At 65.1% G+C, this 21,401-nt stretch carries 21 protein-coding genes; 8 read left to right on the top strand and 13 right to left on the bottom strand.

The window, feature by feature from the left end:
- Nucleotides 1-117 precede the first annotated feature (117 nt).
- The gene (locus IC762_RS00675; RefSeq protein WP_246801386.1) at nt 118-999 is read left to right on the top strand and encodes a YiiX/YebB-like N1pC/P60 family cysteine hydrolase; all 882 of its coding nucleotides are present in this window, start codon (nt 118-120) and stop codon (nt 997-999) included.
- Between the two features lie 183 nt (nt 1,000-1,182).
- On the opposite strand, the gene IC762_RS00680 is transcribed toward IC762_RS00675, so the two are convergent.
- Both IC762_RS00680 and IC762_RS00685 read right to left on the bottom strand, forming a co-directional pair.
- Nucleotides 1,183-2,130, bottom strand: coding sequence for a hydroxymethylglutaryl-CoA lyase (locus tag IC762_RS00680; protein ID WP_195786752.1), 948 nt, complete (start codon nt 2,128-2,130; stop codon nt 1,183-1,185).
- A 7-nt stretch (nt 2,131-2,137) separates the two neighbouring features.
- The gene (locus tag IC762_RS00685) at nt 2,138-3,307 is read right to left on the bottom strand and encodes a CaiB/BaiF CoA transferase family protein (RefSeq protein WP_195786753.1); all 1,170 of its coding nucleotides are present in this window, start codon (nt 3,305-3,307) and stop codon (nt 2,138-2,140) included.
- A 120-nt stretch (nt 3,308-3,427) separates the two neighbouring features.
- Here IC762_RS00685 and IC762_RS00690 point away from each other — a divergent pair, with 120 nt between their 5' ends.
- The 3 genes from IC762_RS00690 to IC762_RS00700 all read left to right on the top strand — a co-directional run bounded on the left by IC762_RS00690 (nt 3,428) and on the right by IC762_RS00700 (nt 6,722).
- The gene (locus IC762_RS00690) at nt 3,428-4,351 is read left to right on the top strand and encodes a LysR family transcriptional regulator (RefSeq protein ID WP_195786754.1); all 924 of its coding nucleotides are present in this window, start codon (nt 3,428-3,430) and stop codon (nt 4,349-4,351) included.
- A 126-nt stretch (nt 4,352-4,477) separates the two neighbouring features.
- Complete coding sequence (locus IC762_RS00695; RefSeq protein WP_195786755.1) at nt 4,478-5,893, top strand: MFS transporter; 1,416 nt, start codon at nt 4,478-4,480, stop codon at nt 5,891-5,893.
- A 76-nt stretch (nt 5,894-5,969) separates the two neighbouring features.
- Entirely contained in the window at nt 5,970-6,722 is a 753-nt protein-coding gene (locus IC762_RS00700; protein WP_195786756.1) for a sulfate transporter family protein, read from the top strand.
- A 2-nt stretch (nt 6,723-6,724) separates the two neighbouring features.
- Here IC762_RS00700 and IC762_RS00705 read toward each other — a convergent pair whose 3' ends face one another.
- From IC762_RS00705 to nth, 3 genes are all read right to left on the bottom strand, one after another.
- Nucleotides 6,725-8,350: an MFS transporter gene (locus tag IC762_RS00705; RefSeq protein ID WP_195786757.1), complete on the bottom strand. Its 1,626-nt coding sequence runs from the start codon at nt 8,348-8,350 to the stop codon at nt 6,725-6,727.
- Entirely contained in the window at nt 8,337-9,410 is a 1,074-nt protein-coding gene (locus tag IC762_RS00710) for an HlyD family secretion protein (protein ID WP_246801746.1), read from the bottom strand. The genes IC762_RS00705 and IC762_RS00710 overlap by 14 nt, the downstream gene beginning before the upstream one ends.
- A gap of 129 nt (nt 9,411-9,539) precedes the next feature.
- Nucleotides 9,540-10,340, bottom strand: coding sequence for an endonuclease III (gene nth, locus IC762_RS00715; RefSeq protein ID WP_195786759.1), 801 nt, complete (start codon nt 10,338-10,340; stop codon nt 9,540-9,542).
- Between the two features lie 22 nt (nt 10,341-10,362).
- Here nth and IC762_RS00720 point away from each other — a divergent pair, with 22 nt between their 5' ends.
- Entirely contained in the window at nt 10,363-10,893 is a 531-nt protein-coding gene (locus IC762_RS00720; RefSeq protein WP_195786760.1) for a DUF2244 domain-containing protein, read from the top strand.
- A 56-nt stretch (nt 10,894-10,949) separates the two neighbouring features.
- Nucleotides 10,950-11,846: a methylated-DNA--[protein]-cysteine S-methyltransferase gene (locus IC762_RS00725; RefSeq protein WP_195789949.1), complete on the top strand. Its 897-nt coding sequence runs from the start codon at nt 10,950-10,952 to the stop codon at nt 11,844-11,846.
- A gap of 108 nt (nt 11,847-11,954) precedes the next feature.
- Here IC762_RS00725 and IC762_RS00730 read toward each other — a convergent pair whose 3' ends face one another.
- The 8 genes from IC762_RS00730 to dnaK all read right to left on the bottom strand — a co-directional run bounded on the left by IC762_RS00730 (nt 11,955) and on the right by dnaK (nt 19,053).
- The gene (locus IC762_RS00730) at nt 11,955-12,578 is read right to left on the bottom strand and encodes a 2,3-bisphosphoglycerate-dependent phosphoglycerate mutase (RefSeq protein ID WP_195786761.1); all 624 of its coding nucleotides are present in this window, start codon (nt 12,576-12,578) and stop codon (nt 11,955-11,957) included.
- A 31-nt stretch (nt 12,579-12,609) separates the two neighbouring features.
- Nucleotides 12,610-13,422 (bottom strand): 4-hydroxy-tetrahydrodipicolinate reductase, encoded by an 813-nt coding sequence (gene dapB, locus IC762_RS00735; protein WP_195786762.1) that lies wholly within the window; start codon nt 13,420-13,422, stop codon nt 12,610-12,612.
- 72 nt (nt 13,423-13,494) lie between these two features.
- Entirely contained in the window at nt 13,495-13,791 is a 297-nt protein-coding gene (locus IC762_RS00740; protein ID WP_195786763.1) for a DUF1330 domain-containing protein, read from the bottom strand.
- 22 nt (nt 13,792-13,813) lie between these two features.
- Nucleotides 13,814-14,536: an orotidine-5'-phosphate decarboxylase gene (gene pyrF, locus IC762_RS00745; protein WP_195786764.1), complete on the bottom strand. Its 723-nt coding sequence runs from the start codon at nt 14,534-14,536 to the stop codon at nt 13,814-13,816.
- 6 nt (nt 14,537-14,542) lie between these two features.
- Nucleotides 14,543-15,121, bottom strand: coding sequence for an NADPH-dependent FMN reductase (locus IC762_RS00750; protein ID WP_195786765.1), 579 nt, complete (start codon nt 15,119-15,121; stop codon nt 14,543-14,545).
- Between the two features lie 53 nt (nt 15,122-15,174).
- Nucleotides 15,175-15,777 (bottom strand): class I SAM-dependent methyltransferase, encoded by a 603-nt coding sequence (locus tag IC762_RS00755; RefSeq protein ID WP_195786766.1) that lies wholly within the window; start codon nt 15,775-15,777, stop codon nt 15,175-15,177.
- A gap of 95 nt (nt 15,778-15,872) precedes the next feature.
- Nucleotides 15,873-17,003: a molecular chaperone DnaJ gene (dnaJ, locus tag IC762_RS00760; RefSeq protein WP_195786767.1), complete on the bottom strand. Its 1,131-nt coding sequence runs from the start codon at nt 17,001-17,003 to the stop codon at nt 15,873-15,875.
- Between the two features lie 148 nt (nt 17,004-17,151).
- Complete coding sequence (gene dnaK, locus IC762_RS00765; RefSeq protein ID WP_195786768.1) at nt 17,152-19,053, bottom strand: molecular chaperone DnaK; 1,902 nt, start codon at nt 19,051-19,053, stop codon at nt 17,152-17,154.
- 583 nt (nt 19,054-19,636) lie between these two features.
- On the opposite strand from dnaK, the gene IC762_RS00770 reads away from it, so the two are divergent.
- Together IC762_RS00770 and pncA are read left to right on the top strand one after the other, a co-directional pair.
- A complete protein-coding gene (locus IC762_RS00770) occupies nt 19,637-20,575 on the top strand; it encodes a hypothetical protein (RefSeq protein WP_195786769.1) in 939 nt (312 codons plus the stop codon).
- 102 nt (nt 20,576-20,677) lie between these two features.
- On the top strand, nt 20,678-21,385 hold the full coding sequence (pncA, locus tag IC762_RS00775) for a bifunctional nicotinamidase/pyrazinamidase (RefSeq protein ID WP_195786770.1): 708 nt from the start codon (nt 20,678-20,680) through the stop codon (nt 21,383-21,385).
- The last annotated feature ends 16 nt before the right edge of the window (nt 21,386-21,401 follow it).

Consider the following 21,401-nt stretch of genomic DNA (forward strand, 5'->3'; position numbering starts at 1 on the left):
CAACCGCCATGGTAAATCAATCATGTTTGATCCAGCGCATGCATGAACCAAATTGCAACGGCTTGCGACCATCATTAGGTGAAGGGAAGCGGTCGTAGAACCGCTTGGGGGGAATCCATGGGCATCATGCTCGATACCGTCGGTCAGTGGATCGCGGGCTATTTGTCGAAGGAAGTGCCCGGCTACGAGCCGTTCACGCCGAGCGATCCGGACCATCTGCGCGGCATCGTCCAGGAAGGCGATGTGCTGCTGGTCGAGGGCAACAACCGGATTTCCGGCATCATCAAATACCTCACGCAGTCGACCTGGTCGCACGCCGCGCTCTATGTCGGGCCGATCGATGGCGCGTTCGAGCCCGATGGCGAGCAGCATGTGCTGATCGAGGCCAATATCGGCGAAGGCGTCACCTCCGCGCCGCTGTCGAAATACCTCACCTATCACACCCGGCTGTGCCGGCCGGTCGGCCTGTCCTACGAGGACCGCACCACGGTTTGCCGCTACGCGATCAACCGCATCGGCTTCGGCTACGACACCAAGAACATCGTCGATCTGGCGCGCTATCTGTTTCCGCTGCCGATTCCGCAGCGCTGGCGCCGCCGCATGATCGCCTTCGGTTCCGGCGATCCGACCAAGATCATCTGCTCGGCGCTGATCGCGCAGGCCTTCGATGCCGTGCGCTATCCGATCCTGCCAAAGATCACCCGCGCCGCCAGCCGCAAGGCGCGCCGCGAGATCCTGCACATCCGCGATTCCTCGCTGTACATGCCGCGCGACTTCGACATCTCGCCCTATTTCGAAATCGTCAAACCCACCATCGTGCACGGATTCGACTACACCGCGCTGCACTGGGCCGACAAGCAGAAGCCGCTCCAGGAGGTGGCGGGCGAATTCGCCGTGTTTCCAGAAGACAAGTCGCCGCCGCTTGTTCCTGAAGCGATTGACGAAGAGGCGCCGCTTCCGGTTGCAGAAGTGATCGACGAGGAGCCGGCGCTGGCGTAGCCCGGATGAAGCGAAGCGCGATCCCTTTACCTCGCCCCGCTTGCGGGGAGAGGTCGGATCGCATGCAGCGGAGCGGAATGTGATCCGGGTGAGGGGGTACCGGTCGATCCGAACGGTTTGCTAGCGGAAAGAGCCCCTCACCCCACCCTCTCCCCGCAAGAGCGGGGCGAGGGAGAAGAAAGACTACGCGGCCTTCGCCTTGGTGCCGCTGGGCAACCCGGCACGCGCCAGCCCGCCATAGAGCGCTTCGTTCGGCATCTCGGATTTCAGGATCTCGCGCACCGCGACCAGCCGGTCGAGATCGATACCGGTCGGAAATCCCTTGCTCTCGCACAGGAACACGAGATCCTCGAACACGACATTGCCGGTCGCGCCCGGCGCGAACGGACAGCCGCCGAGGCCGCCGAGCGAACCGTCAAGCACACGGGCACCTTCGTCGAGCGCTGCGGACGCATTCGCGATGCCCATGCCGCGGGTGTCGTGCAGGTGGACGCAGACCGGCTTCGCGCCGGCGATTCTGACCGCCCCCTTCGTCAGCTCTCCGACCTGCTTCGGCCCGGCATAGCCGACGGTATCGGCAATCGCGACCATGTCGACGCCGACTTCATAGAGCTTCTCGGTAAGGCGCAGCACCTCCGTCGGATCGACCGCACCGATGATCGAGCAACCCAGCGCCATCGAGATCCCCACATTCACAAGCGGCTTGTGCGCGCTGGCGTCACGCAGCTCGCAGAGCCGCCTGACGTTCTCGATCGCGGAGTCGCGTGAGCGGTTGGCATTGGCCTGGCTGTGCTCCTCGGTGGCGGAGACCACGGTGGCGACTTCCGCGACACCGGAGGCCAGCGCCTCGTTGACGCCGCGCTCGTTCAACGTCAGCGCGATGCCGTGCGCGCCGGGCAGCGCGGCAATGGTGGCGACGACATCGCGGACATCGACGAATTGCGGAAAGGTCTTCGCCGGCAGGAACGAGCCGACCTCGAAATGCCGGACGCCGGCGGCGTGCTCGTCGCGCACCCAGCGCTGCTTCGCCCTGGTCGAGGGGTAGGTCTTCACCAGTTGCAGACCGTCGCGCAGGCCGACTTCGCGCAGGCTCACTCGGTCGGGCGGGTAGATATCGTGGATGCGGGTCATGTCGGCCTCACGCAGCGTTTCCGGTTGATGAGATTTTTTGTTGCTCGAGCTCGGCGCGGACATCGTCGGTATCGGCGCCGAGTGCCGGCACCTTCACGTCCTCACCGAGATTGCTTCCATTCCATTCGATCGGCAGCGCCGGGACACGGAATGGCTTGCCGTCGGCGTTGACATTGTTGACCAGGCCGCCCGGGCGCAGCACATGCGGGTCCTGCAACAGGTCCTCGGGGCGGTTGATCGGCGAGAAGCAGATGTTGAGCGCATCGAGCCGCGCCGACAGATCCGCCACGTTCCAGCCCTTGATCACCTCGGCAACCCGCGGAATGATCCGGTCGCGCGCCATGATGCGGTCGGTGGTGGTGCGCAGCGTCGGATCGTCGGAAAATTCCTGCAGGCCGAATTCGCGGCAGAAGCTCTGCCAATGACCTTCGGTGACGACACCGATGAAGATGCGGTCGCCGCCGGCGGCGTCGAAAATGTCGTAGATCGGCCAGGCGTGCTCGCGCTCGGGCATCGAGCGCGGCTTGCGCCCGGTCATCTCATACTCGACCATGTGCTGGGCGACCAGGAACAGGCAATTCTCGAACAGGCCGATGCGGATGTCCGCGCCGTCCTTGTTGCCGCCGCGCTTCTGGTAGAGCGCGGCAAGGATCGAGATCACGCCGAACATGCCGCCCATGATGTCGTTGGCCGAGGAGCCGACGCGCTGCGGCTTGTCGCGGGTGCCGGTCATCGCGGCGAGGCCCGACATCATCTGCACGACTTCATCCAGCGCCGGGCGATGGTCGTAGGGGCCGGACAGGAAGCCCTTGAGGCCGGCGACGATCAGGTCGGGATATTTCTGGCGCAGCTGCTCGGTGCCAAAGCCCTGCTTGTCGAGCTGGCCGTCGCGAAAATTCTCCAGGAACACGTCGGCGGTCGCGAGCAGCCGATCCATGGTGTCGCGATCCTCGGGGTGAGCGAAATCGAGCACGACGCTGCGCTTGCCGCGGTTGAACAGCGGGAAGAACGAGACGCCCATGCCGCCGAGCGAGCGGGTCTTGTCGCCGGCGGGCGGCTCGACCTTGATCACCTCGGCGCCGAGTTGCGCCAGGATCATGCCGCAGGTCGGCCCCATCACCATGTGGGTCATCTCGACGACCCTCACGCCTTCCAGCGGCAGTCCGCTGCCCGTCATCGGTTGCTCCGTGCTCATTGCGCTCTTGTTTGGCATTGGCTCAGGCTAGGCTTCCACACGCTATCTGAAAAATATAATCTGTCGAATAGTGTATTCGTGGTTCTAGAACGCTGGACCCTCATGGATTCGCGCCAGCTACGCTATTTCATCGCGGTCTACGAGCAGCGCAACCTGTCGCGGGCCGCGGACCAGGCCAATGTCGCGCAATCCGCGCTGAGCCATCATATCGCGAATCTCGAGGCGGAATTTGCAACCCCGCTATTCGAGCGCAAGCCGCGCGGCATGGAACCGACCGCGGCCGGCGAACGGCTCTATGAGCATGCCCGCATCATCCTGCGCGCGATGGCGGCGGCCGAGCGCGAGATCAAGGAAGGCGGCAGCGAGATCGCCGGTGACATCTCGATCGGCATGGCCAATTCCGGAATGAAGGCGATCGGCGTGCCGCTGATGCGCACGGTGCTCGCGAAATATCCGAACCTGAAGCTGTCGCTGACCGAGAGCCTCTCCGGCGCGACACTGCTGCATCTGTTGAGCTCCGAGGTCGATCTCGCGCTGGTCTACAATCCGCCCTCGGAGAAGGACCTGATCGCCGAGCCGGTGCTGGAGGAGCAGATGTTCTGCGTCGGCACCGAAAAGCTGATCGGCAAGAAGCGGCCGATCCCGTTCGAGGAGGTGGCGCGGCTGCCGCTGATCCTGCTGCGGCACGGGCTGTCGGCCCGCGCGCTACTCGACGACCCCGTGCCGCTGAAGCGGCTGGAGGCCAGCGCCATCATGCACCTGAACTCGACCAGCGGCATGATCGGCGCGCTGACCGCGGGCCTGGGCTGCACGATCGCGACCACGCATTTCGTCAGCGAACCATTGCGGGCCGGAAAGCTGGTGGCGCGCGAGGTGATCGAGCCGAAGCTGACGCGCACGCTCTACCTCTGCCGCCTGCGCAACCGGCCGATGACCTATGTGATGGAGGAGATGTGCCGGCTGATCCGCGCCCTGATCGCCGAACAGGTCGGCCGCCGCGCCTGGGAGGCGACGTTGTTGATCTGATATCGAAAAGTTCGAACGATCCCTTCGATATGTTCGTCTGGATTTCTGGCTTGGCGCTGCCAAGCATCGCGCGACCAGCACGCCTTCGCAAGAAAGGCGGCCAATTCACCTTCCGGGGAGGACATGATGAGCGCCGTCGAACTCGGCTCGGTTGCCGTTTCTGCCGTATCGACAAGCGGCCCCGACGAGATCTCGCGGCGGCTCGAGGCGCTGCCGGCCTCGGGCTATGTCTGGCGGCTGGTGATCCTGCTGTCACTCGGCGGTTGCTTCGAGATCTACGATCTGTTCTTCACCGGCTACATCGCACCGGGTCTCGCCCGCAGCGGGCTGATGACCACGACGACCCAGGCCTTTTTCGGCTTCTCCGGCATCGGCGCCTTCGTCGCCGCGACCTTCGCCGGCCTGTTCGTCGGCACTTTCTTCCTCGGCTTCCTCGCCGACCGCTTCGGGCGCAAGGCGGTCTTCACCTGCTCGCTGCTGTTCTACAGCGTGGCGTCGGTGATCATGGCCTGCCAGACCACACCCGGCGGCCTGTTGCTGTGGCGTTTCATCGCCGGAATCGGGATCGGCATCGAGGTCATCACCATCGACGCCTACATCACCGAGCTGGTGCCGAGCTGGATGCGCGGGCGCGCGTTTGCGATCAACCAGGCCGTGATGCTGACGGCGGTGCCTGTCGTCGCGGCGCTGTCGTGGTGGCTGGTGCCGCTGACACCTCAAGGCATCGACGGCTGGCGCTGGGTGGTGCTGATCGGCGCCGCCGCCAGCATGGTGATCTGGGTGCTGCGGCTCTATGTGCCGGAAAGCCCGCTCTGGCTGGCCCGCCACGGCCACGCCATCGAGGCCGACAGGATCATGCGGTTGCTCGAGGCCACCGCGGACACGGCAAACGCGCGTCCGACGGCATCCATTGCCATCACACCGGCGCAGGCGCCGGTCCAGGTGTCGGGCTATGCCGACCTGTTCAGGCCGCCCTATGCCTCACTGGTCGTGCTGTTCATGATCTTCAATCTCTGCCAGGCCTTCGGCTTCTACGGCTTCTCCAACTGGGTCCCGGCCCTGCTGGTCGAGAAGGGCATCACCGTCACCAAGAGCCTGCAATACTCCTTCATCATCGCGATCGCCTATCCGCTCGCGCCGCTGCTCGCTGCAATCTTTGCCGACCGCTTCGAGCGCAAATCGATCATCTGCGGCGCAGCCGCGGCAACCATCGTCTTCGGCCTCGCTTTCTCGCAGTTCACCGAGCCGGCGCTTCTGATCGCAAGCGGCGTGCTGGTGACCGCCGCCAATATGACGATCTCCTACGCTTATCACGCCTACCAGACCGAGGTGTTCCCGACCGCGATCCGGGCCCGCGCCGCGGGACTGGTCTATTCGATGAGCCGGCTCAGCGCGACCTTCTCCGGCTTCATCGTCGCCTTCATGCTGAAGCAGGCCGGCGTCGTCGGGGTGTTCGGCCTGATCACCGCGGCGCTCGTCGTGGTGATCGTCACGATCGGGATCTGGGGGCCCAACGTGCGCGGCAAGCCGCTCGACGCTTGATCGCGAAAGCGGCCCTTGCCGAAGCCATAATGGGTGGCTACCTCTCGCAAGAACTTTCTCGAGAGGTAACCCGCTCATGCTCGACGCCGCCGTCAAGGCGCTATCGCAAATCCTGTCGCCGCCGATGCGCTCGATCCTGTGGCGCTCGATCGGGCTTGCGCTGGTGCTGATATCAGTGCTGGCGATCGGGTTGCAGCGGCTGCTGAGCTGGTTCGCCGACAGTGGCGAGGTCTGGGCCGAGGGCATGCTCGGCCCCAACTTCCATTCCACGCTGCACATCCTGTCGTGGGTGATCTCGATCGCCGCCGGCCTCGGCGTCGTGCTCGGCGGCATCTTCCTGATGCCCGCGATCACCTCGCTGGTGGCGAGCCTGTTCGTCGACGACGTCGCCGACATCGTCGAGCGCGAACACTATCCGGCCGAACGGCCCGGCGTGGCGTTGCCGTTCACCCGGGCGACGATCGAAGGCGTCAAGACCGCGCTGCTGACGCTGCTGGTCTATCTTGTCGCACTGCCGTTCGTGCTGTTCGCAGGCGCCGGCTTCATCATCTTCTTCCTCGCCACCGCATGGCTGTTGGGACGGGAATATTTCGAACTCGCCGCGATGCGGTTCCGCTCGCCGGAAGATGCCAAGGCGATGCGCCGCGAGCATGCGGCGACCGTGTTCACCGCGGGCCTGTTCATCGCGGCGTTCGTTTCGATCCCGATCGTGAATCTGGCGACGCCGCTGTTCGGCATGGCCTTCATGGTCCACATGCACAAGCGGCTGTCCGGCCCGCGGCGAGAGCTGCTGGAGCCCGCGCCGCGGCAGGGCGTCCCGATGCGATAACGTCAGGGGACGGCGGCATCCCGCTTCGGCAGCAGGCCCCTCAGGCTGAACGGCGTCGGCGACAACGGGCCAGGCGGCGCACGTCCGATCAACGCGACCAGGACCAGCGCTACGATCGCGACCCAGAAGCACAGCCAGAAGCCATCGATATAGGCGAGGACGTTCGCCTCGCGCTGCACCCGCGCGGCGAGCGTGCCGACCGCCCGCCCCATCGCCGCCCCCATGCCACGGCCGGAAAATTCGTCCGCCAGCCGCTGCAACAATTGCCTGACATCGACGTCGCCGCTCTGCACATGCAGCCCGAGGTAGGCGGAGTGGATCTGCTCGCGGACCCGCAGCCAGGTGCCCATCAGCGCGATGCCGATCTCGGCGCCGCCGAGCCGGCAGATCTGGATATAGGCCGCAAACGCCGTCGCGCGCGACGGATCGACGTTCGACAGGGCGAGGATGATGATCGGCAGCAGCGCGAACGCCTGCCCGACCGACATCAGCAGAACCATGCCGATGAAATCCTCCCCCGCCCAGACATGGCTGAGCTGCGTGCCCCAGAGATTGGCGGCCGCGAAGGCTGCGAGGCCGAGCACGATCATGATGCGCGGATCAAGATGGCGAAGCAGCACGATCGAGATCGGCACCAGCACGAACATCGGCAGCGCGCCGTAGGTCAGGAGCAGCGCGCCGGACTGCTCCGGCCGCAACGCCGTGATGACGCCGAGGAAATTCGGCACCAGCGAGGAGTTCGACAGACTGGTCAGCGTGTACAGGACGATGACGATCAGCGCGAGCCCGGCATTGCGCGAGAACACGACATTGAAGTGCGCCCAGGGCCGGCTCGCCAGCATCTCGTTGATCATGAAGGCGACGATCAAAAGCCCGCCGGAGATCAGCAGTGCCATCACCGTGCCGGATTCCAGCCAGTCGAGCCGGTTGCCCTGGTCCAGCCCGGCATAGACCATGGCGACGCCGGCGCCGAGCAGTAGCATGCCGCCCCAATCGGCGTGGTGCAGCAGCTCGCGATTGACCGGCTCGCTCGGGGTGCCGAGATACACCATCAGGCCCATCAGCGGCGCGACCACGACGCTCTGCCAGTAAAGCCACGGCCAACCGAGATGCTGGACATAGAGGCCGACCAGCGAGCTCGAGGAATCCAGCGCGAAGCCGACGCGGATCGCGTAGAGCGAAATCGCCGGAAGCCACCAGCGGATCGGCAGGTTGCGCAGGATGATCATCAGCGTCGCCGGCACGAAGGTACCCAGCAGCATGCCATGCGCGATGCTGAGCACCATCAGCGTCGGGTAGTCGTGCACGAACGGGATCACGAACGACACCACGGCATAGACCAGGCTCGGAATCGCCAGCACGCGTCGCAGGCCGAACACGGTCGCAAGCCACGCCACGGCCGGCGCGACGAAGATCTGCGATCCGATCGCGGCGGTCGACAACCAGGCGCCTTCGTCGAAGGTGAGCGAGAATGCGCCACGCAGGTCAGGCAATCCGACGGTGGTCAGACGGCTGTCGAAATTCGCCAGGAACGCGCCGAGCAGCACCGCGGCGACGGCAAACAGCGGCTGTGGCGCGACCTCGCCGCGCGAGATCGGACTGCGGTTGCGATCGTCACTTTCCGGCATCCGCGACGACCTCGCCGGTGTTGATGTTGGTGACGACAGACATGCCCGGCAGCAGGCGCTCGAGCAGCGGCTGGTTCTTGTCGAACTGGATGCGCACCGGGATACGCTGCACCACCTTGGTGAAATTGCCGGTGGCGTTGTCGGGCGGCAGCAGCGCGAATTGCGATCCGCTCGCCGGCGCGATTCGCTCGACGATGCCGCGCAGCCTCTGGCCCGGGAAAGAATCGACTGATATCTCGACCGGCTGGCCGGGCTTGACCCGCGTCAGCTGGGTCTCTTTGTAATTCGCGATGACGTAGACGTTCGGCAGCGGCACGACATTGATCAAATTGGTGCCGATGTTGACATAGTCGCCCGGCTGCACCTGGCGTTCGCCGGTGACACCGTCGAACGGCGCGACGATCCTGGTGTAGCCGAGCTTGAGCTTCACCGCATTGAGCTGCGCCTTGGCGCCGTCGACATCGGCGCCGCGCTGCTTCTTGGTGCCCTGCAACACCTCGAGCTGGTGGCGTTGCGCGGCAATCACCGCGCGGCTGGCGCGGACGTCGGCCTGCGCCTTGGCATAGGCCGCGGTCGCCTGCTCGAGCCGTTGCCGCGTACCCGCCTCGGTCTGCGACAACGATTGCTGGCGTTCCTGCTCCTGGCGGGCTTCGGTCTCCTGCGCCTCCGCGGACAGCCGCGACGCCTCGGCCTGCGCGATCGTGGCATATTGCAGCTCGACCTGGTTGTTGAGATTGTCGAGCGCGGCCTGCGCGCCGACCACGCCGGCATCGGCCTGGGCGACCTGCGCCTGATAGTCGGCGGGATCGATCTGCACCAGGAGATCGCCGGCCTTGACGCGCTGGAAGTCGGTGACGCCGACGGTGAGGACTTCGCCGGAGACACGGCTGGAGAGCTGGGTCAGTTCGGCGCGCACATAGGCATCATTGGTGCTCTGGATGGTGGCGCTGCCGACCCAGAGATCCCAACGCGTCGTCGCCACCACGACGAAGACAAGCGCGACGAGCGCGGCGAACAGCGGGATGGAGAACCGGCGCCAGAAGCCCGCTGTCGCGGACAACGGTTGCGCTGGTGCGGTCGCCTGGCCGGCGGGTGGCGGACCATTTTGAACCTGCTCAGTCACACGACACTCCCAATCACCGCTCCGCAACACCAGGCGAGGCTATTCACCCATGATGACGATCATGCCTCAGACGGTCTTCTCCGGCCACCGGCAAAGATCGTTGATCAGACACACATCGCAGCGCGGCCCGCGCGCGAGGCAGGTGTAGCGTCCATGCAGGATCAGCCAGTGATGGGCGTGCAGCATGAACTCGCTCGGGATCACCTTCTCCAGGCCCAACTCGACCTCGAGCGGCGTCTTGCCGGGCGCGAGCCCGGTGCGGTTGCCGACACGAAACACGTGGGTGTCGACCGCCATCGTATGCTCACCGAACGCCATGTTGAGCACGACGTTCGCGGTCTTGCGCCCGGCGCCGGGCAACGACTCGAGCTCGGCCCGCGTGCGCGGTACCTCGCCGCCGAATTCGGCGAGCAGCTTCTCGGAGAGCGCGATGACGTTTTTGGCCTTATTGCGATAGAGGCCGATGGTCTTGATGTAGTCGCGCACCGTGTCCTCGCCGAGCGCGATCATCTTCTCCGGCGTGTCGGCGACCGCAAACAGCGCCCGCGTCGCCCTGTTGACGCCGGCGTCGGTTGCCTGCGCCGACAGCACCACCGCGACCAGCAGCGTGTAGGGGTTGAGATGCTCGAGCTCGCCCTTCGGCTCGGGATTGGCTTTGCGGAACCGGCTGAAGGCCTCGTAGACCTCCGCAGCGGTCCACGGCTTCGGCTTCGCCATCTTCTTGGCGGCGACCTTCGGCGCCGCCTTGACCGCTTTCTTGGTCGCTTTCTTGGCCGCTTTCGCGGATTTTGTCTTTGGCGCGGACCGAACGCTTGATGGCTTGGCGCGTTGCGATTTGGCGCGTTGAGCGCGGATGATTTTGGCCATGGACGGGATATACTGATACGTCATGACCGCAGGCAATGATTTTGATCCCGCCGATGGCGCCGCAGCCGAGCCGACGATTTTCTCGGCATTGCTGACGCCGCACCGCTCGCTCAACCGCACCGGCTTCGTGGTGCTGATGACGGTCGTGACCGCGGTCAGCTTCATCGCCGGCGCGGTGTTCTGGTGGCTGGGCGCCTGGCCGATCTTCGGCTTCTTCGGCCTCGACGTGCTGGTGATCTATTGGGCCTTCAAGGTCAATTTCCGCACCGCCAAAGCGAGCGAGGAAATCACCGTGACCCCCTCGGAGCTTCGGGTGCGCCGGGTCAGCCATCGCGGCCATGTGGTGGAATGGGTGCTCAATCCGCTCTGGGTGCAGTTCGAGCAGATCGCGCACCAGGAATTCGGCATCGAGCGGCTTTATCTGGTCTCGCGCGGTCGCCGGGTCAGCGTCGGCAGCTTCCTGGGTCCCGACGAAAAGGCAAGTTTTTCCAAAGCCTTGACGGCAGCGTTGAATACCGCCAAGCGCGGCCCGACTTATAATCCAATCTACTAAGGCTGTTGTCAGAAATCGGGTGGTTTGGATGCGCGATGGCTCCTAAATCAGACACCATGATGACACTCGCCATACACGATCAGCGCCTGGCCAAGCCGGGCCCCCAGCACGCCGCGCTGCGCGACTATGACTCGGTGCGGCGTGCGATCGCCTTCATCTCGGAGCACTGGCGCACGCAGCCGACCATCGAAGCGATGGCCGATGCCGCCGCCGTCACCCCGGATGAGTTGCATCACCTGTTTCGCCGCTGGGCCGGGCTGACGCCGAAAGCCTTCATGCAGGCGCTGACGCTGGACCACGCCAAGAACCTGTTACGCGATTCCGCGAGCGTGCTCGACGCCGCGCTGGATTCGGGCCTTTCGGGACCGGGACGGCTGCACGACCTGTTCGTCACCCATGAGGCGATGTCGCCGGGCGAATGGAAGAACGGCGGCGCCGGCATGACCTTGCGCTACGGCTTCCATCCCTCGCCGTTCGGCACCGCGATCGTGATTGCGAGCGGACGCGGGTTGGCCGGCCTCGCCTTCGCCGACCCGGGCGACGAGCAGACCGCGTTTGCCGACATGACGCGGCGCTGGCCGAATGCGACCTATGTCGAGGACACCAGCGGCACCGCCGGACTGGCGCAGCGCATCTTCGACACCAAATTATGGCGCGCCGACCAGCCGCTGCGCGTGGTGCTGATCGGCACCGATTTCGAGGTGCGGGTGTGGGAAACGCTGCTCAAGGTCCCGATGGGCCGCGCGGTCAGCTATTCCGACATCGCCTGCAACATCAGGAGCCCGAAAGCCTCGCGCGCGGTCGGCGCCGCCGTTGGCCGCAACCCGGTGTCGTTCGTGGTGCCTTGCCATCGCGCACTCGGCAAGAGCGGCGCACTGACCGGCTACCACTGGGGCATCACCCGCAAGCAGGCGATGCTCGGCTGGGAAGCCGGGCAGGTGGGTTTGCATTGATTGTCGTTACGTAGGGTGGGCAAAGCGCAGCGTGCCCACCACTTCCAGCGCGGCTCGTGATGGTGGGCACGCTTCGCTTTGCCCACCCTACGATCTCAAGCGCGTCGGCTACCCCGCGAGATCCACCTTCGACGCCACGGTCGAATCCGCATTCAGCCGGTAGACCACCGGCGCGCCGGTGGCGAGTTCGCGCTTGAGGATCTGCTCGGGCGACAACTTCTCCAGCACCATGATCAGCGCGCGCAGCGAATTGCCGTGGGCGGCGATCAATGTGCGCTGGCCGCGCAGCACGCCGGGCAAAATCTCCTGCACGTAATAGGGCAGCGTGCGCGCCAGCGTATCCTTCAGGCTCTCGCCGCCGGGCGGCGGCACGTCGTAGGAGCGCCGCCAGACCAGCACCTGATCCTCGCCCCATTTCTTGCGGGCATCGTCCTTGTTGAGACCCGAGAGATCGCCATAGTCGCGCTCATTGAGCGCGAGATTCTTCGTCGTCGGCAATCCGGTCTGGCCGATCTGCTCCAGCATCAGCTTCAGCGTGTGCTGCGCGCGCGTGAGGTCGGAGGTGAAGGCAACGTCGAACGAAAGGCCTTGCGCCTTCAGCTTGCGGCCGGCGTCGTTGGCCTCCGCGACGCCCTGCTCGGTGAGATCGGGGTCCTTCCACCCGGTGAACAGGTTCTTCAGATTCCATTCGCTTTGGCCGTGCCGCACCAGCACAAGAAGACGATCGCTCATTCCAAAGTTTCCGTTCTTGCTTCAGATGGATTTATTCGCTCAGCCCGAGCACATCGGTCATCGAGTACATGCCGGGCTTCTTGCCATGCGCCCACAGCGCCGCCTTCAGCGCGCCCTGCGCGAACAGCGCGCGATCCTCGGCATGATGCGAGAGCGTGATGCGCTCGGAGGGACCGGCGAAGATCACGCTGTGATCGCCGGCCGCGGTGCCGCCGCGCAGCGAGGCAAAGCCGATATCGCCGGCACGTCGCGCGCCGGTCAGGCCGTCGCGGCCGCGCGCGGAGCGTTCCGCCAGCGCGATCTGGCGTCCGGCGGCGGCGGCTTCGCCGAGCATCAGGGCGGTGCCCGAGGGCGCATCGATCTTGGACTTGTGGTGCATCTCCAGTATCTCGATGTCGAAGCTCTGGTCGAGCGACTGCGCGACCCGCTTGACCAGCGCCGCCAGCAGATTGACGCCGAGGCTCATGTTACCCGACTTCACCACGATGGCACGGTTGGTGACGCTCCGGATCACCGCATCGTCGGACTGCGACAGACCGGTGGTGCCGATGACATGGACGAGACCGCGCTCGGCCGCAATCGCGACATTGGCGATGGTCGCCGCCGGCACGGTGAAATCCAGGATGCCGTCGGCATTGGCCGACATCGACCACAGATCGGCCGACAGCGCGACGCCAATGGCCGGCAGGCCCGCCAGCACGCCGGCGTCCTTGCCGAGCAGCTCCGAGCCGGGCGCCTCCAGCGCGCCGACCACGACCGCTCCCGGGGTTTCGGAAATCACCCGCGTCAGCGTGCGGCCCATCCGGCCGCCGGCTCCCGCAACAATCAGACGCATGTCAGCCATGGCTCATCTCTCGGCTCACCCCTTCCCGCCGTATAGCGGGCGATGGCTGTTCCGGCAACCGAAGCGGCCCGGCTACGGGCTGTCGTGGCCCTCGATGATGATGAGGTCGGCGATCGAATGCGGCTGCCGCACCTTGATGTTGGCCTGGTATTCCGGCGAGTTGTAACAAGCCATCGCGGTCTCGTAATCGGGAAACTCGATCACGACATTGCGCGAACGGCTCTGGCCTTCCGGGTTGGTGAACCTGCCGCCGCGGACGATGAACTTGCCGCCGAATTTCTGGAAGATGGCCGGGTTGGCCGCCGCATAGGGCTTGTAGCCGTCCTCATTCTGCACGTCGACGCGCGCGATCCAGTATCCCTTCGCCATTTCTTTTCTCCCTCTTTGTTGTCTAACCTAGCGCTTGCGCGATCTCGGCGTGGATGGCCTCGGCTACCGCCTTCGGATCGGCAGCCTCCACGATCGGTCGCCCCACCACAAGATAGTCGGCACCCGCGGCGATCGCACGCCCCGGCGTCATGATGCGCTTCTGGTCGCCGGTGGCGGAACCCGCGGGGCGAATGCCCGGCGTCACCAGATTCATCTCCCGGCCAATGATCCCGCGCAACGCCGTCGCCTCTTCCGGCGAACTGACGATGCCGTCGACGCCGAGCGCCTGCGCCTGCCTGGCGCGCGCCTCGACGAGGGCGGCGACGCCGAGGCCGTAGCCCGCCGCCTGCAGATCGTTGTCGTCGTAGGAGGTCAGCACGGTGACCGCGAGGATCTTCAGCGAGGAGCCCGCACGGGCCTCGACCGCGGCCTTCATGGTCTGCGGATAGGCATGCACGGTGAGGAAGGTCGCGCCAAGCGCCGCGACGCTCTCGACGCCGCGCGCGACGGTGTTGCCGATGTCGTGCAGCTTGAGATCGAGGAACACCTTCTTGCCGCTGCCTGCAAGCTGCTTCGCCATCGCGAGGCCGCCGGCATAACCGAGCTGATAGCCGATCTTGTAGAAGGTCACGCTGTCGCCGAGCCGGTCGATCATGGCCTCCGCCGCCGTGACGGACGGCAGATCGAGCGCCACGATCAAGCGGTCTTTCGGAGCGATCTTCGCTGCGGTCCTGGCTGGCTGCATGTCACCTCACATCATGCGTTGGGAATGATCGATCAACTGCCGCAGCAGCGCGGCCATCGCCTCGACGTCGGCTGGATGCTTCAGACGATCCATGTCGTCATAGGCCTGCTCGGCGTGGGACAGCGCGAGCTGGTTCGGAATCACATTGGCGCGGCAGGCGGACAGGATGAGCCGCAGCGCGGCCAGCGCGCGGGTGCCGCCGAGCCGGTTGCCGGAGGCGGCGGCGAGCGCGAAGACGCGGTCGTAAAACACCTGGCCGCGGACCTCGTGCGGGTCCTGCACCCGGCTGATCCAGTCGATCGTGTTCTTGACCAGCGCCGGCACCGAGGAATTGTACTCCGGTGTCACGAACAGCACGCCGTGATGGGCGCCGATCATCCGCTTGAGGTTGACGGCGTGCTGCGGCACGCCGGATTTGACCTGCAGGTCGCCGTCATAGATCGGCAGCGGAAAATCGCCGAGCGAGATCCGGCTGACGTCGGCGCCCAGCTGCGCGAGTTCCTGCGCAAGCACGGCCGACAGCTTCGCATTGAGCGAGCCGGTGCGGAGCGATCCCGGGATGACGAGGATTTTCAGCGCGGACATCTATGCATCGCGGTTGTCGGGCCAGTGCCCAGCGCGACGGCGCAAGGCGCGTTTCAGCCCTTGCGATACACCCAGACCCGGGCCGGCGGAAGGTTCATCCAGATCCGCTCGGAGGCCTCTGTGGACACGCCGGGTAACGATTTCGGAATCGGGGGCGCGACCGAATAGGTGAACTGAACGAACGGGGCGCCGGGCGCCAGCGCCAGGAACGCATCGCGGATCAGCTTCAGGCGCGTCAGCATCGGCTTGGTGACAAGCGGCAAGCCGGAGACGACGGCCGATGCAGGCGCCTTCATGACGTCCCACAGCGTGTCCCGAAGCCGGTAGGCGTCGCCCTGCACCACCCTGGCCTGCGGGTAGCGCTCGCGCAGCAAGGCGCAGAAGCCGGGATTGTATTCGACCAGGACGAGCCGCTTCTGATCGACGCCGTGCTCGATCAGTGCGTTGGTGATCGCCCCGGTGCCCGGTCCAAGTTCGACGACCGGTCCTTCCGCTTCCGCATCGACATAGTGTGCCATGGTGCGCGCGAGCAGCCGGCCCGACGGCATCACCGCGCCCATATGCAGCGGCTTCTCGATCCATGATCGGAGAAATCGGACCTCGTCGTCGAGACGGAGGGGCTTCTTCGACGCACGCACGGACGATTGCAGGGGCATGTCGCTACCAGGCGGGACCGCACAATCGAGCGGTTGTCAGAAAACGGTCACAAAGACGTATAGGGCGCAGCCGTTACGGTCAAGCATCACGACCACTACTGGGCCGTGCGGTTTCCGAAGAAGTCCTTGACCTTGGAGAAGAAACCGGCCGCCTCGGGCTGGGTTGCACCGGACGACAGCTTTTCGAACTCCATCAGCAATTCTTGCTGTTTCTTGGTGAGATTTTGCGGCGTTTCGACCATGACCTGGACATACATGTCGCCGGTCTGGCGCGAGCGCAGCACCGGCATGCCCTTTGATGCGATGCGGAATCGCTTACCCGACTGGGTGCCCGACGGCACCTTCACCTTGGTCTTGCCCTTGTCGATGGTCGGCACCTCGAACTCGCCGCCGAGCGCTGCCGTCACCATCGAGATCGGAACGCGGCAATGCAGGTCGGCGCCGTCGCGCTGGAAGAACTGGTGTGTGGTCAGCGACAGGAAGATGTAGAGATCGCCGGGCGGGCCGCCGCGGACACCGGCCTCGCCTTCGCCGGCGAGACGGATGCGGGTGCCGTCCTCGACGCCCTGGGGAATGTTGACCGACAGCGTGCGCTCGCGCGTCACCCGGCCGGAACCGGCGCAGGAGCCGCAGGCATCCTCGATCATCTGGCCGCGGCCCTGGCAGCCGGGGCAGGTACGCTCCAGCGTGAAGAAGCCCTGGGCCTGCCGGATGCGGCCGGCGCCGCCGCAATGCGCGCAGGTCTTCGGCTTGGTGCCGGCCTTGGCGCCGGTGCCCGAGCAACCCTCGCAGGTCACCGAGACCGGGATCTCGATCTGCGCGGTCTTGCTCTGGAACGCGTCCTCGAGCGTGATCTCCATGTTGTAGCGCAGGTCGGCGCCGCGCTCGCGGCCGCCGCTGCGACGCTGCCCGGCCATGCCGAACAGGTCCTCGAAAATGTCGGAGAAGGAGGAGGCGAAGCCGGCGCCGAATCCAGGACCGCCGCCGCCCATGCCCTGCTCGAAGGCGGCATGGCCGAAGCGGTCATAGGCGGCGCGCTTGTCGCCGTCCTTCAGCACTTCATAGGCTTCGTTGATTTCCTTGAAGCGGATCTCGCTCGAGGCATCGCCGGGATTCTTGTCCGGGTGCCACTTCATCGCGAGCTTGCGGAAAGCTGCCTTCAGCTTGGTCTCGTCCGCATTCCGTTCGACCTCGAGGGTCTCGTAATAGCAGCGCTTGGTGGACATCCATCAATTCCGTCGGCAGTTCATCGCGATCGGCCCGGATCGCGCCCGTTCAACAAAGATGTAGTCATCGGCTTAAAGAAAAATGACCCCCACTCCATCGAGACGCCAGGCGTGCTCTTTGGGGTGAGGGCCATGATCCGATCCGCGCCTAAGCAGACTTCTTGTTGTTCTTGTCGTCGTCGACCTCGGTGAACTCCGCGTCGACGACGTCATCCTTGGCAGCGTCCTTGGCCGCATCGGCCTCGGCCTGCTGCTTGTACATGGCCTCGCCGAGCTTCATCGAGGCCTGTGCCAGCGTGTTGGTCTTGGCCTTGATCGCCTCGGCGTCGTCGCCCTTCAGCGCTTCCTTGAGGTCGCTGACGGCGTCCTCGATGGCGCGGCGCTCGGTCTCGGCGATCTTCGAGCCGTGCTCGGCGAGCGCCTTCTCGGTCGAGTGCACTAGGCCGTCGGCATGGTTCTTGGCGTCGACCGCCTCGCGGCGTTTCTTGTCCTCGGCCGCATTGGCCTCGGCGTCCTTGACCATCTTGTCGATGTCGGCTTCCGACAGGCCGCCGGACGCCTGGATCCTGATCTGCTGTTCCTTGCCGGTCGCCTTGTCCTTGGCCGAGACGTTGACGATGCCGTTGGCGTCGATGTCGAAGGTCACCTCGATCTGCGGCATGCCGCGCGGCGCCGGCGGAATGCCCATCAGGTCGAACTGGCCGAGCATCTTGTTGTCGGCCGCCATCTCGCGCTCGCCCTGGAAGACCCGGATGGTGACGGCGCCCTGATTGTCTTCGGCGGTCGAGAACACCTGGCTCTTCTTGGTCGGGATCGTGGTGTTGCGGTCGATGATGCGGGTGAACACGCCGCCCAGCGTCTCGATGCCCAGCGACAGCGGGGTGACGTCGAGCAGCAGCACGTCCTTGACGTCGCCCTGCAGCACACCGGCCTGGATCGCGGCACCGATCGCGACGACCTCATCCGGGTTGACGCCCTTGTGCGGCTCCTTGCCGAAGAACTGCTTCACGACTTCCTGGATCTTCGGCATGCGGGTCATGCCGCCGACCAGCACCACTTCGCCGATCTCGCCGGCGGTGAGGCCGGCATCCTTCAGCGCCTTGCGGCAGGGCTCGATGGTCTTCTCGACGAGATCGGCCACCAGCGCCTCGAACTTGGCGCGAGTCAGCTTCATCGTCAGATGCTTCGGACCGGTCTGGTCGGCCGTGATGAACGGCAAATTGATCTCGGTCTGCGTGGTCGAGGACAGCTCGATCTTGGCCTTCTCCGCAGCTTCCTTGAGACGCTGCAAAGCGAGCTTGTCGTTGCGCAGGTTGATGCCCTGCTCCTTCTGGAACTCGTCGGCGAGATAGCCGACCAGGCGCATGTCGAAATCCTCGCCGCCGAGGAAGGTGTCGCCGTTGGTCGACTTCACCTCGAACACGCCGTCACCGATTTCCAGGATCGAGACGTCGAAGGTGCCGCCGCCGAGATCGTACACCGCGATCGTGCCGGTCTTCGACTTGTCGAGACCGTAGGCGAGCGCGGCAGCGGTCGGCTCGTTGATGATGCGCAGCACTTCGAGGCCGGCGATCTTGCCGGCGTCCTTGGTGGCCTGACGCTGGGCGTCGTTGAAATAAGCGGGAACCGTGATGACGGCCTGATCGACCTTCTGGCCGAGATGCGCCTCAGCGGTCTCCTTCATCTTCTGCAGGATGAAGGCCGAGACCTGCGAGGGCGAATAGGTCTTGCCGTCGGCTTCGACCCAGGCGTCGCCGTTCGATGCCTTGACGATCTTGTAGGGGACGAGCTTCTTGTCCTTCTCGACCATCGGGTCGTCGTAGCGGCGGCCGATCAGGCGCTTCACTGCGAAGAACGTACGCTCGGGATTGGTCACCGCCTGGCGCTTCGCCGGCTGGCCGACGAGGCGCTCGCCATCGTCAGTGAAAGCAACGATCGACGGTGTCGTTCGCATGCCTTCTGCGTTCTCGATCACCTTGGCGTTTTTGCCATCCATGACGGCGACGCACGAATTCGTCGTGCCGAGGTCGATCCCAATGACCTTACCCATGATGTTCATATCCTTGTTGCTGCGGCAGGTTGGTTGGGCCCTGACGGCGCTCCGTACCGAACCCCCAGACGATCACATACTCGCGATATTGCGGTGGTGAGCCTGATATAGGAGAGAGGGTCCCGCCCGCAAGGACTGGACGCAACGTTGAGGCCTGAAAAGACTGACGTTTGAAAGATTGTGTCAGCTCCGCCTCCGCGCTGTTTCAGGCTCTCAACAAGTTAACAAATCGGCAATGATGGCGGCGGCCGATCGATCGAGATCCGACGATCGGTTGTTGAGTGAACGCTCACAAAGCTCCCGCACAAGCCGGAGATGCCATCGCGCGCAGACGCGCTATTTGGCCGCTGCCGGCCGCGACCATCACGTGACCCCATTCCCCGAAACAGCGGGAAATACCGCAGCGGACCGTGCCTGACCGGCGAAAAGCCGGGGGAATCCGGGCGGTGCGGCAGGAACGATGCCGGGGTCAGCCCTGTTGCAAGGCCATCAAAACCGCTAAAAGCGGGCCGACTGACGAGGCTCGCCCCGCCTTCGTCAGACCCCTTGAGCGGGCCTCCAAGCAAATCCGGTAGATCCCTCCATGTCGCCATCTCGAGTTCTCGCTGCGGTTGCCTTGCTGTTTGCCACCACCTGCTCCGCCTTCGCGGCCGACGTGGTGTTTCCGCCGGGCGCGCATGTCGGGATGAAGCCGCTGGTCGGGCTCGTCCGCGCCAAGTCGTTCATCGGCTTCGAGACCGAGGACCAGGGCGTCAAAGTGCTGGTCGCCGACCTGCCCCAGCCGGCCTATGGCGAGGTCGTCAGCGCCTTCAAGGCCAATCCCGCCGGCGCCGGCAACATCAAGCCGGAGAGCCTCGAGACCCCGGCCGGCCTTGCCTATTACACCGTGGAGAGCGCGCGCGACGGCGCGACCAATGTGCGGCGCTATTCCATGATCCTGCCCGGCCCGAGCTTCTCGGGCTATGTCGCGGTGCAGGTGCCGGAGAACGCCGCCAAGATCTATACCGACGATGCGGTGCGGCAGATGTTTGCCACCGCCGAGATCCGCAACGAGGTGCCGGTCGACGAGCAGCTCGGCATGATGCCGTTCAAGATCACCGAGCTCAGCGACTTCAAGAACGTCCGCATGCTGGCGCCCGGCGCGGCGCTGATGCTCGCCGACGGCGACGAGAAGACCGGCTTCGAAACCAAGCCGTTCATCCTGCTCGGCGTGATCGGCTCGGCACCGGCGTCGCCGGACGATCGCGGCCGCTTCGCCCAGCAGATCGCCACCACGATCCCCGGCGTGCGCGACGGTCGGATCACCATGTCCGAACCGATCCGGATCGACGGCCAGGCCGGCTACGAGACGCGGATCGATGCGACCAGCGGCAAGGACAACACGCCCGTCACCATCGTGCAGTGGCTGCGGTTCGGCTCGCAATCCTCGATGCGGATCATCGGCAGCTCGCCGCGCACCGATTGGGAGAAGGCGTTCCCACGCTTCCGCGCGGTGCGCGACGGCATCCAGCCGCGCGGCTGACCGCGTTTTCCGCAAAGCCGACCGAAAAATCGGACTTCCGCAGCCCGACGAACGGAACTAGCCTCCTCGCGCGATTTCACGCAAAGAGCGAGGAGGGGCGCGATGTTGGATCGGCGACGGATTGTTGCAGGGCTCGGTGTAGCGGCACTGGCGACCCTGGTTCCACACCAGCTGTGGGCCGCGATCAAGCCCGACGACGCCTCCGCGCTGCTGGTGATCGACGTTCAGAACTGTTTCCTGCCCGGCGGCAGCCTCGCGGTGAAGGAAGGCGATCAGGTGGTGCCGATCATCAACCGGATCGCCAAGAGCTTCGGCAATGTGGTGATGACGCAGGACTGGCACACGCCCGACCACGTCTCCTTCGCCTCGGCCCATTCCGGCAAGAAGCCGTTCGAGACCATCGACCTGCCTTATGGCAAGCAGGTGCTGTGGCCCGACCACTGCGTGCAGGGCACCGACGGCGCCTCGCTGTCGAAGGATCTCACGATCCCGCAGGCCGAGCTGATCATCCGCAAGGGTTTTCACAAGGACGTCGACAGCTACTCGGCTTTCACCGAGGCCGACGGCAAGACCACAACGGGCCTTGCCGCCTACCTGAAGGCGCGCAAGGTCGAGCGCGTATTCGTCGCCGGCCTGGCCACGGATTTCTGCGTCGCCTGGACCGCGCTCGACGCCCGCAAGGCCGGCTTCGAGACCTATGTGGTGGAAGATGCCTGCCGCGGCATCGACACCCAGGGTTCGCTCGCCAAAGCCTGGGCCGACATGGCCAAGGCCGGCGTCAAGCGAATCCAGTCGTCGGATATCGCGTAAGGCGAGCCGCCGAGGC

This window comes from Bradyrhizobium genosp. L, from assembly GCF_015624485.1.
Taxonomy (GTDB): Bacteria; Pseudomonadota; Alphaproteobacteria; order Rhizobiales; family Xanthobacteraceae; genus Bradyrhizobium.

Excerpts from the sequence above, each read along its gene's own strand:
- IC762_RS00675 (WP_246801386.1), top strand. The coding sequence starts at position 118 with ATGGGCATCATGCTCGATACCGTCGGTCAGTGGATCGCGGGCTATTTG.
- IC762_RS00680 (WP_195786752.1), bottom strand. The coding sequence starts at position 2,130 with ATGACCCGCATCCACGATATCTACCCGCCCGACCGAGTGAGCCTGCGC.
- IC762_RS00685 (WP_195786753.1), bottom strand. The coding sequence starts at position 3,307 with ATGACGGGCAGCGGACTGCCGCTGGAAGGCGTGAGGGTCGTCGAGATG.
- IC762_RS00690 (WP_195786754.1), top strand. The coding sequence starts at position 3,428 with ATGGATTCGCGCCAGCTACGCTATTTCATCGCGGTCTACGAGCAGCGC.
- IC762_RS00695 (WP_195786755.1), top strand. The coding sequence starts at position 4,478 with ATGAGCGCCGTCGAACTCGGCTCGGTTGCCGTTTCTGCCGTATCGACA.
- IC762_RS00700 (WP_195786756.1), top strand. The coding sequence starts at position 5,970 with ATGCTCGACGCCGCCGTCAAGGCGCTATCGCAAATCCTGTCGCCGCCG.
- IC762_RS00705 (WP_195786757.1), bottom strand. The coding sequence starts at position 8,350 with ATGCCGGAAAGTGACGATCGCAACCGCAGTCCGATCTCGCGCGGCGAG.
- nth (WP_195786759.1), bottom strand. The coding sequence starts at position 10,340 with ATGGCCAAAATCATCCGCGCTCAACGCGCCAAATCGCAACGCGCCAAG.
- IC762_RS00720 (WP_195786760.1), top strand. The coding sequence starts at position 10,363 with ATGACCGCAGGCAATGATTTTGATCCCGCCGATGGCGCCGCAGCCGAG.
- IC762_RS00725 (WP_195789949.1), top strand. The coding sequence starts at position 10,950 with ATGATGACACTCGCCATACACGATCAGCGCCTGGCCAAGCCGGGCCCC.
- IC762_RS00730 (WP_195786761.1), bottom strand. The coding sequence starts at position 12,578 with ATGAGCGATCGTCTTCTTGTGCTGGTGCGGCACGGCCAAAGCGAATGG.
- dapB (WP_195786762.1), bottom strand. The coding sequence starts at position 13,422 with ATGGCTGACATGCGTCTGATTGTTGCGGGAGCCGGCGGCCGGATGGGC.
- IC762_RS00740 (WP_195786763.1), bottom strand. The coding sequence starts at position 13,791 with ATGGCGAAGGGATACTGGATCGCGCGCGTCGACGTGCAGAATGAGGAC.
- pyrF (WP_195786764.1), bottom strand. The coding sequence starts at position 14,536 with ATGCAGCCAGCCAGGACCGCAGCGAAGATCGCTCCGAAAGACCGCTTG.
- IC762_RS00750 (WP_195786765.1), bottom strand. The coding sequence starts at position 15,121 with ATGTCCGCGCTGAAAATCCTCGTCATCCCGGGATCGCTCCGCACCGGC.
- IC762_RS00755 (WP_195786766.1), bottom strand. The coding sequence starts at position 15,777 with ATGCCCCTGCAATCGTCCGTGCGTGCGTCGAAGAAGCCCCTCCGTCTC.
- dnaJ (WP_195786767.1), bottom strand. The coding sequence starts at position 17,003 with ATGTCCACCAAGCGCTGCTATTACGAGACCCTCGAGGTCGAACGGAAT.
- dnaK (WP_195786768.1), bottom strand. The coding sequence starts at position 19,053 with ATGGGTAAGGTCATTGGGATCGACCTCGGCACGACGAATTCGTGCGTC.
- IC762_RS00770 (WP_195786769.1), top strand. The coding sequence starts at position 19,637 with ATGTCGCCATCTCGAGTTCTCGCTGCGGTTGCCTTGCTGTTTGCCACC.
- pncA (WP_195786770.1), top strand. The coding sequence starts at position 20,678 with ATGTTGGATCGGCGACGGATTGTTGCAGGGCTCGGTGTAGCGGCACTG.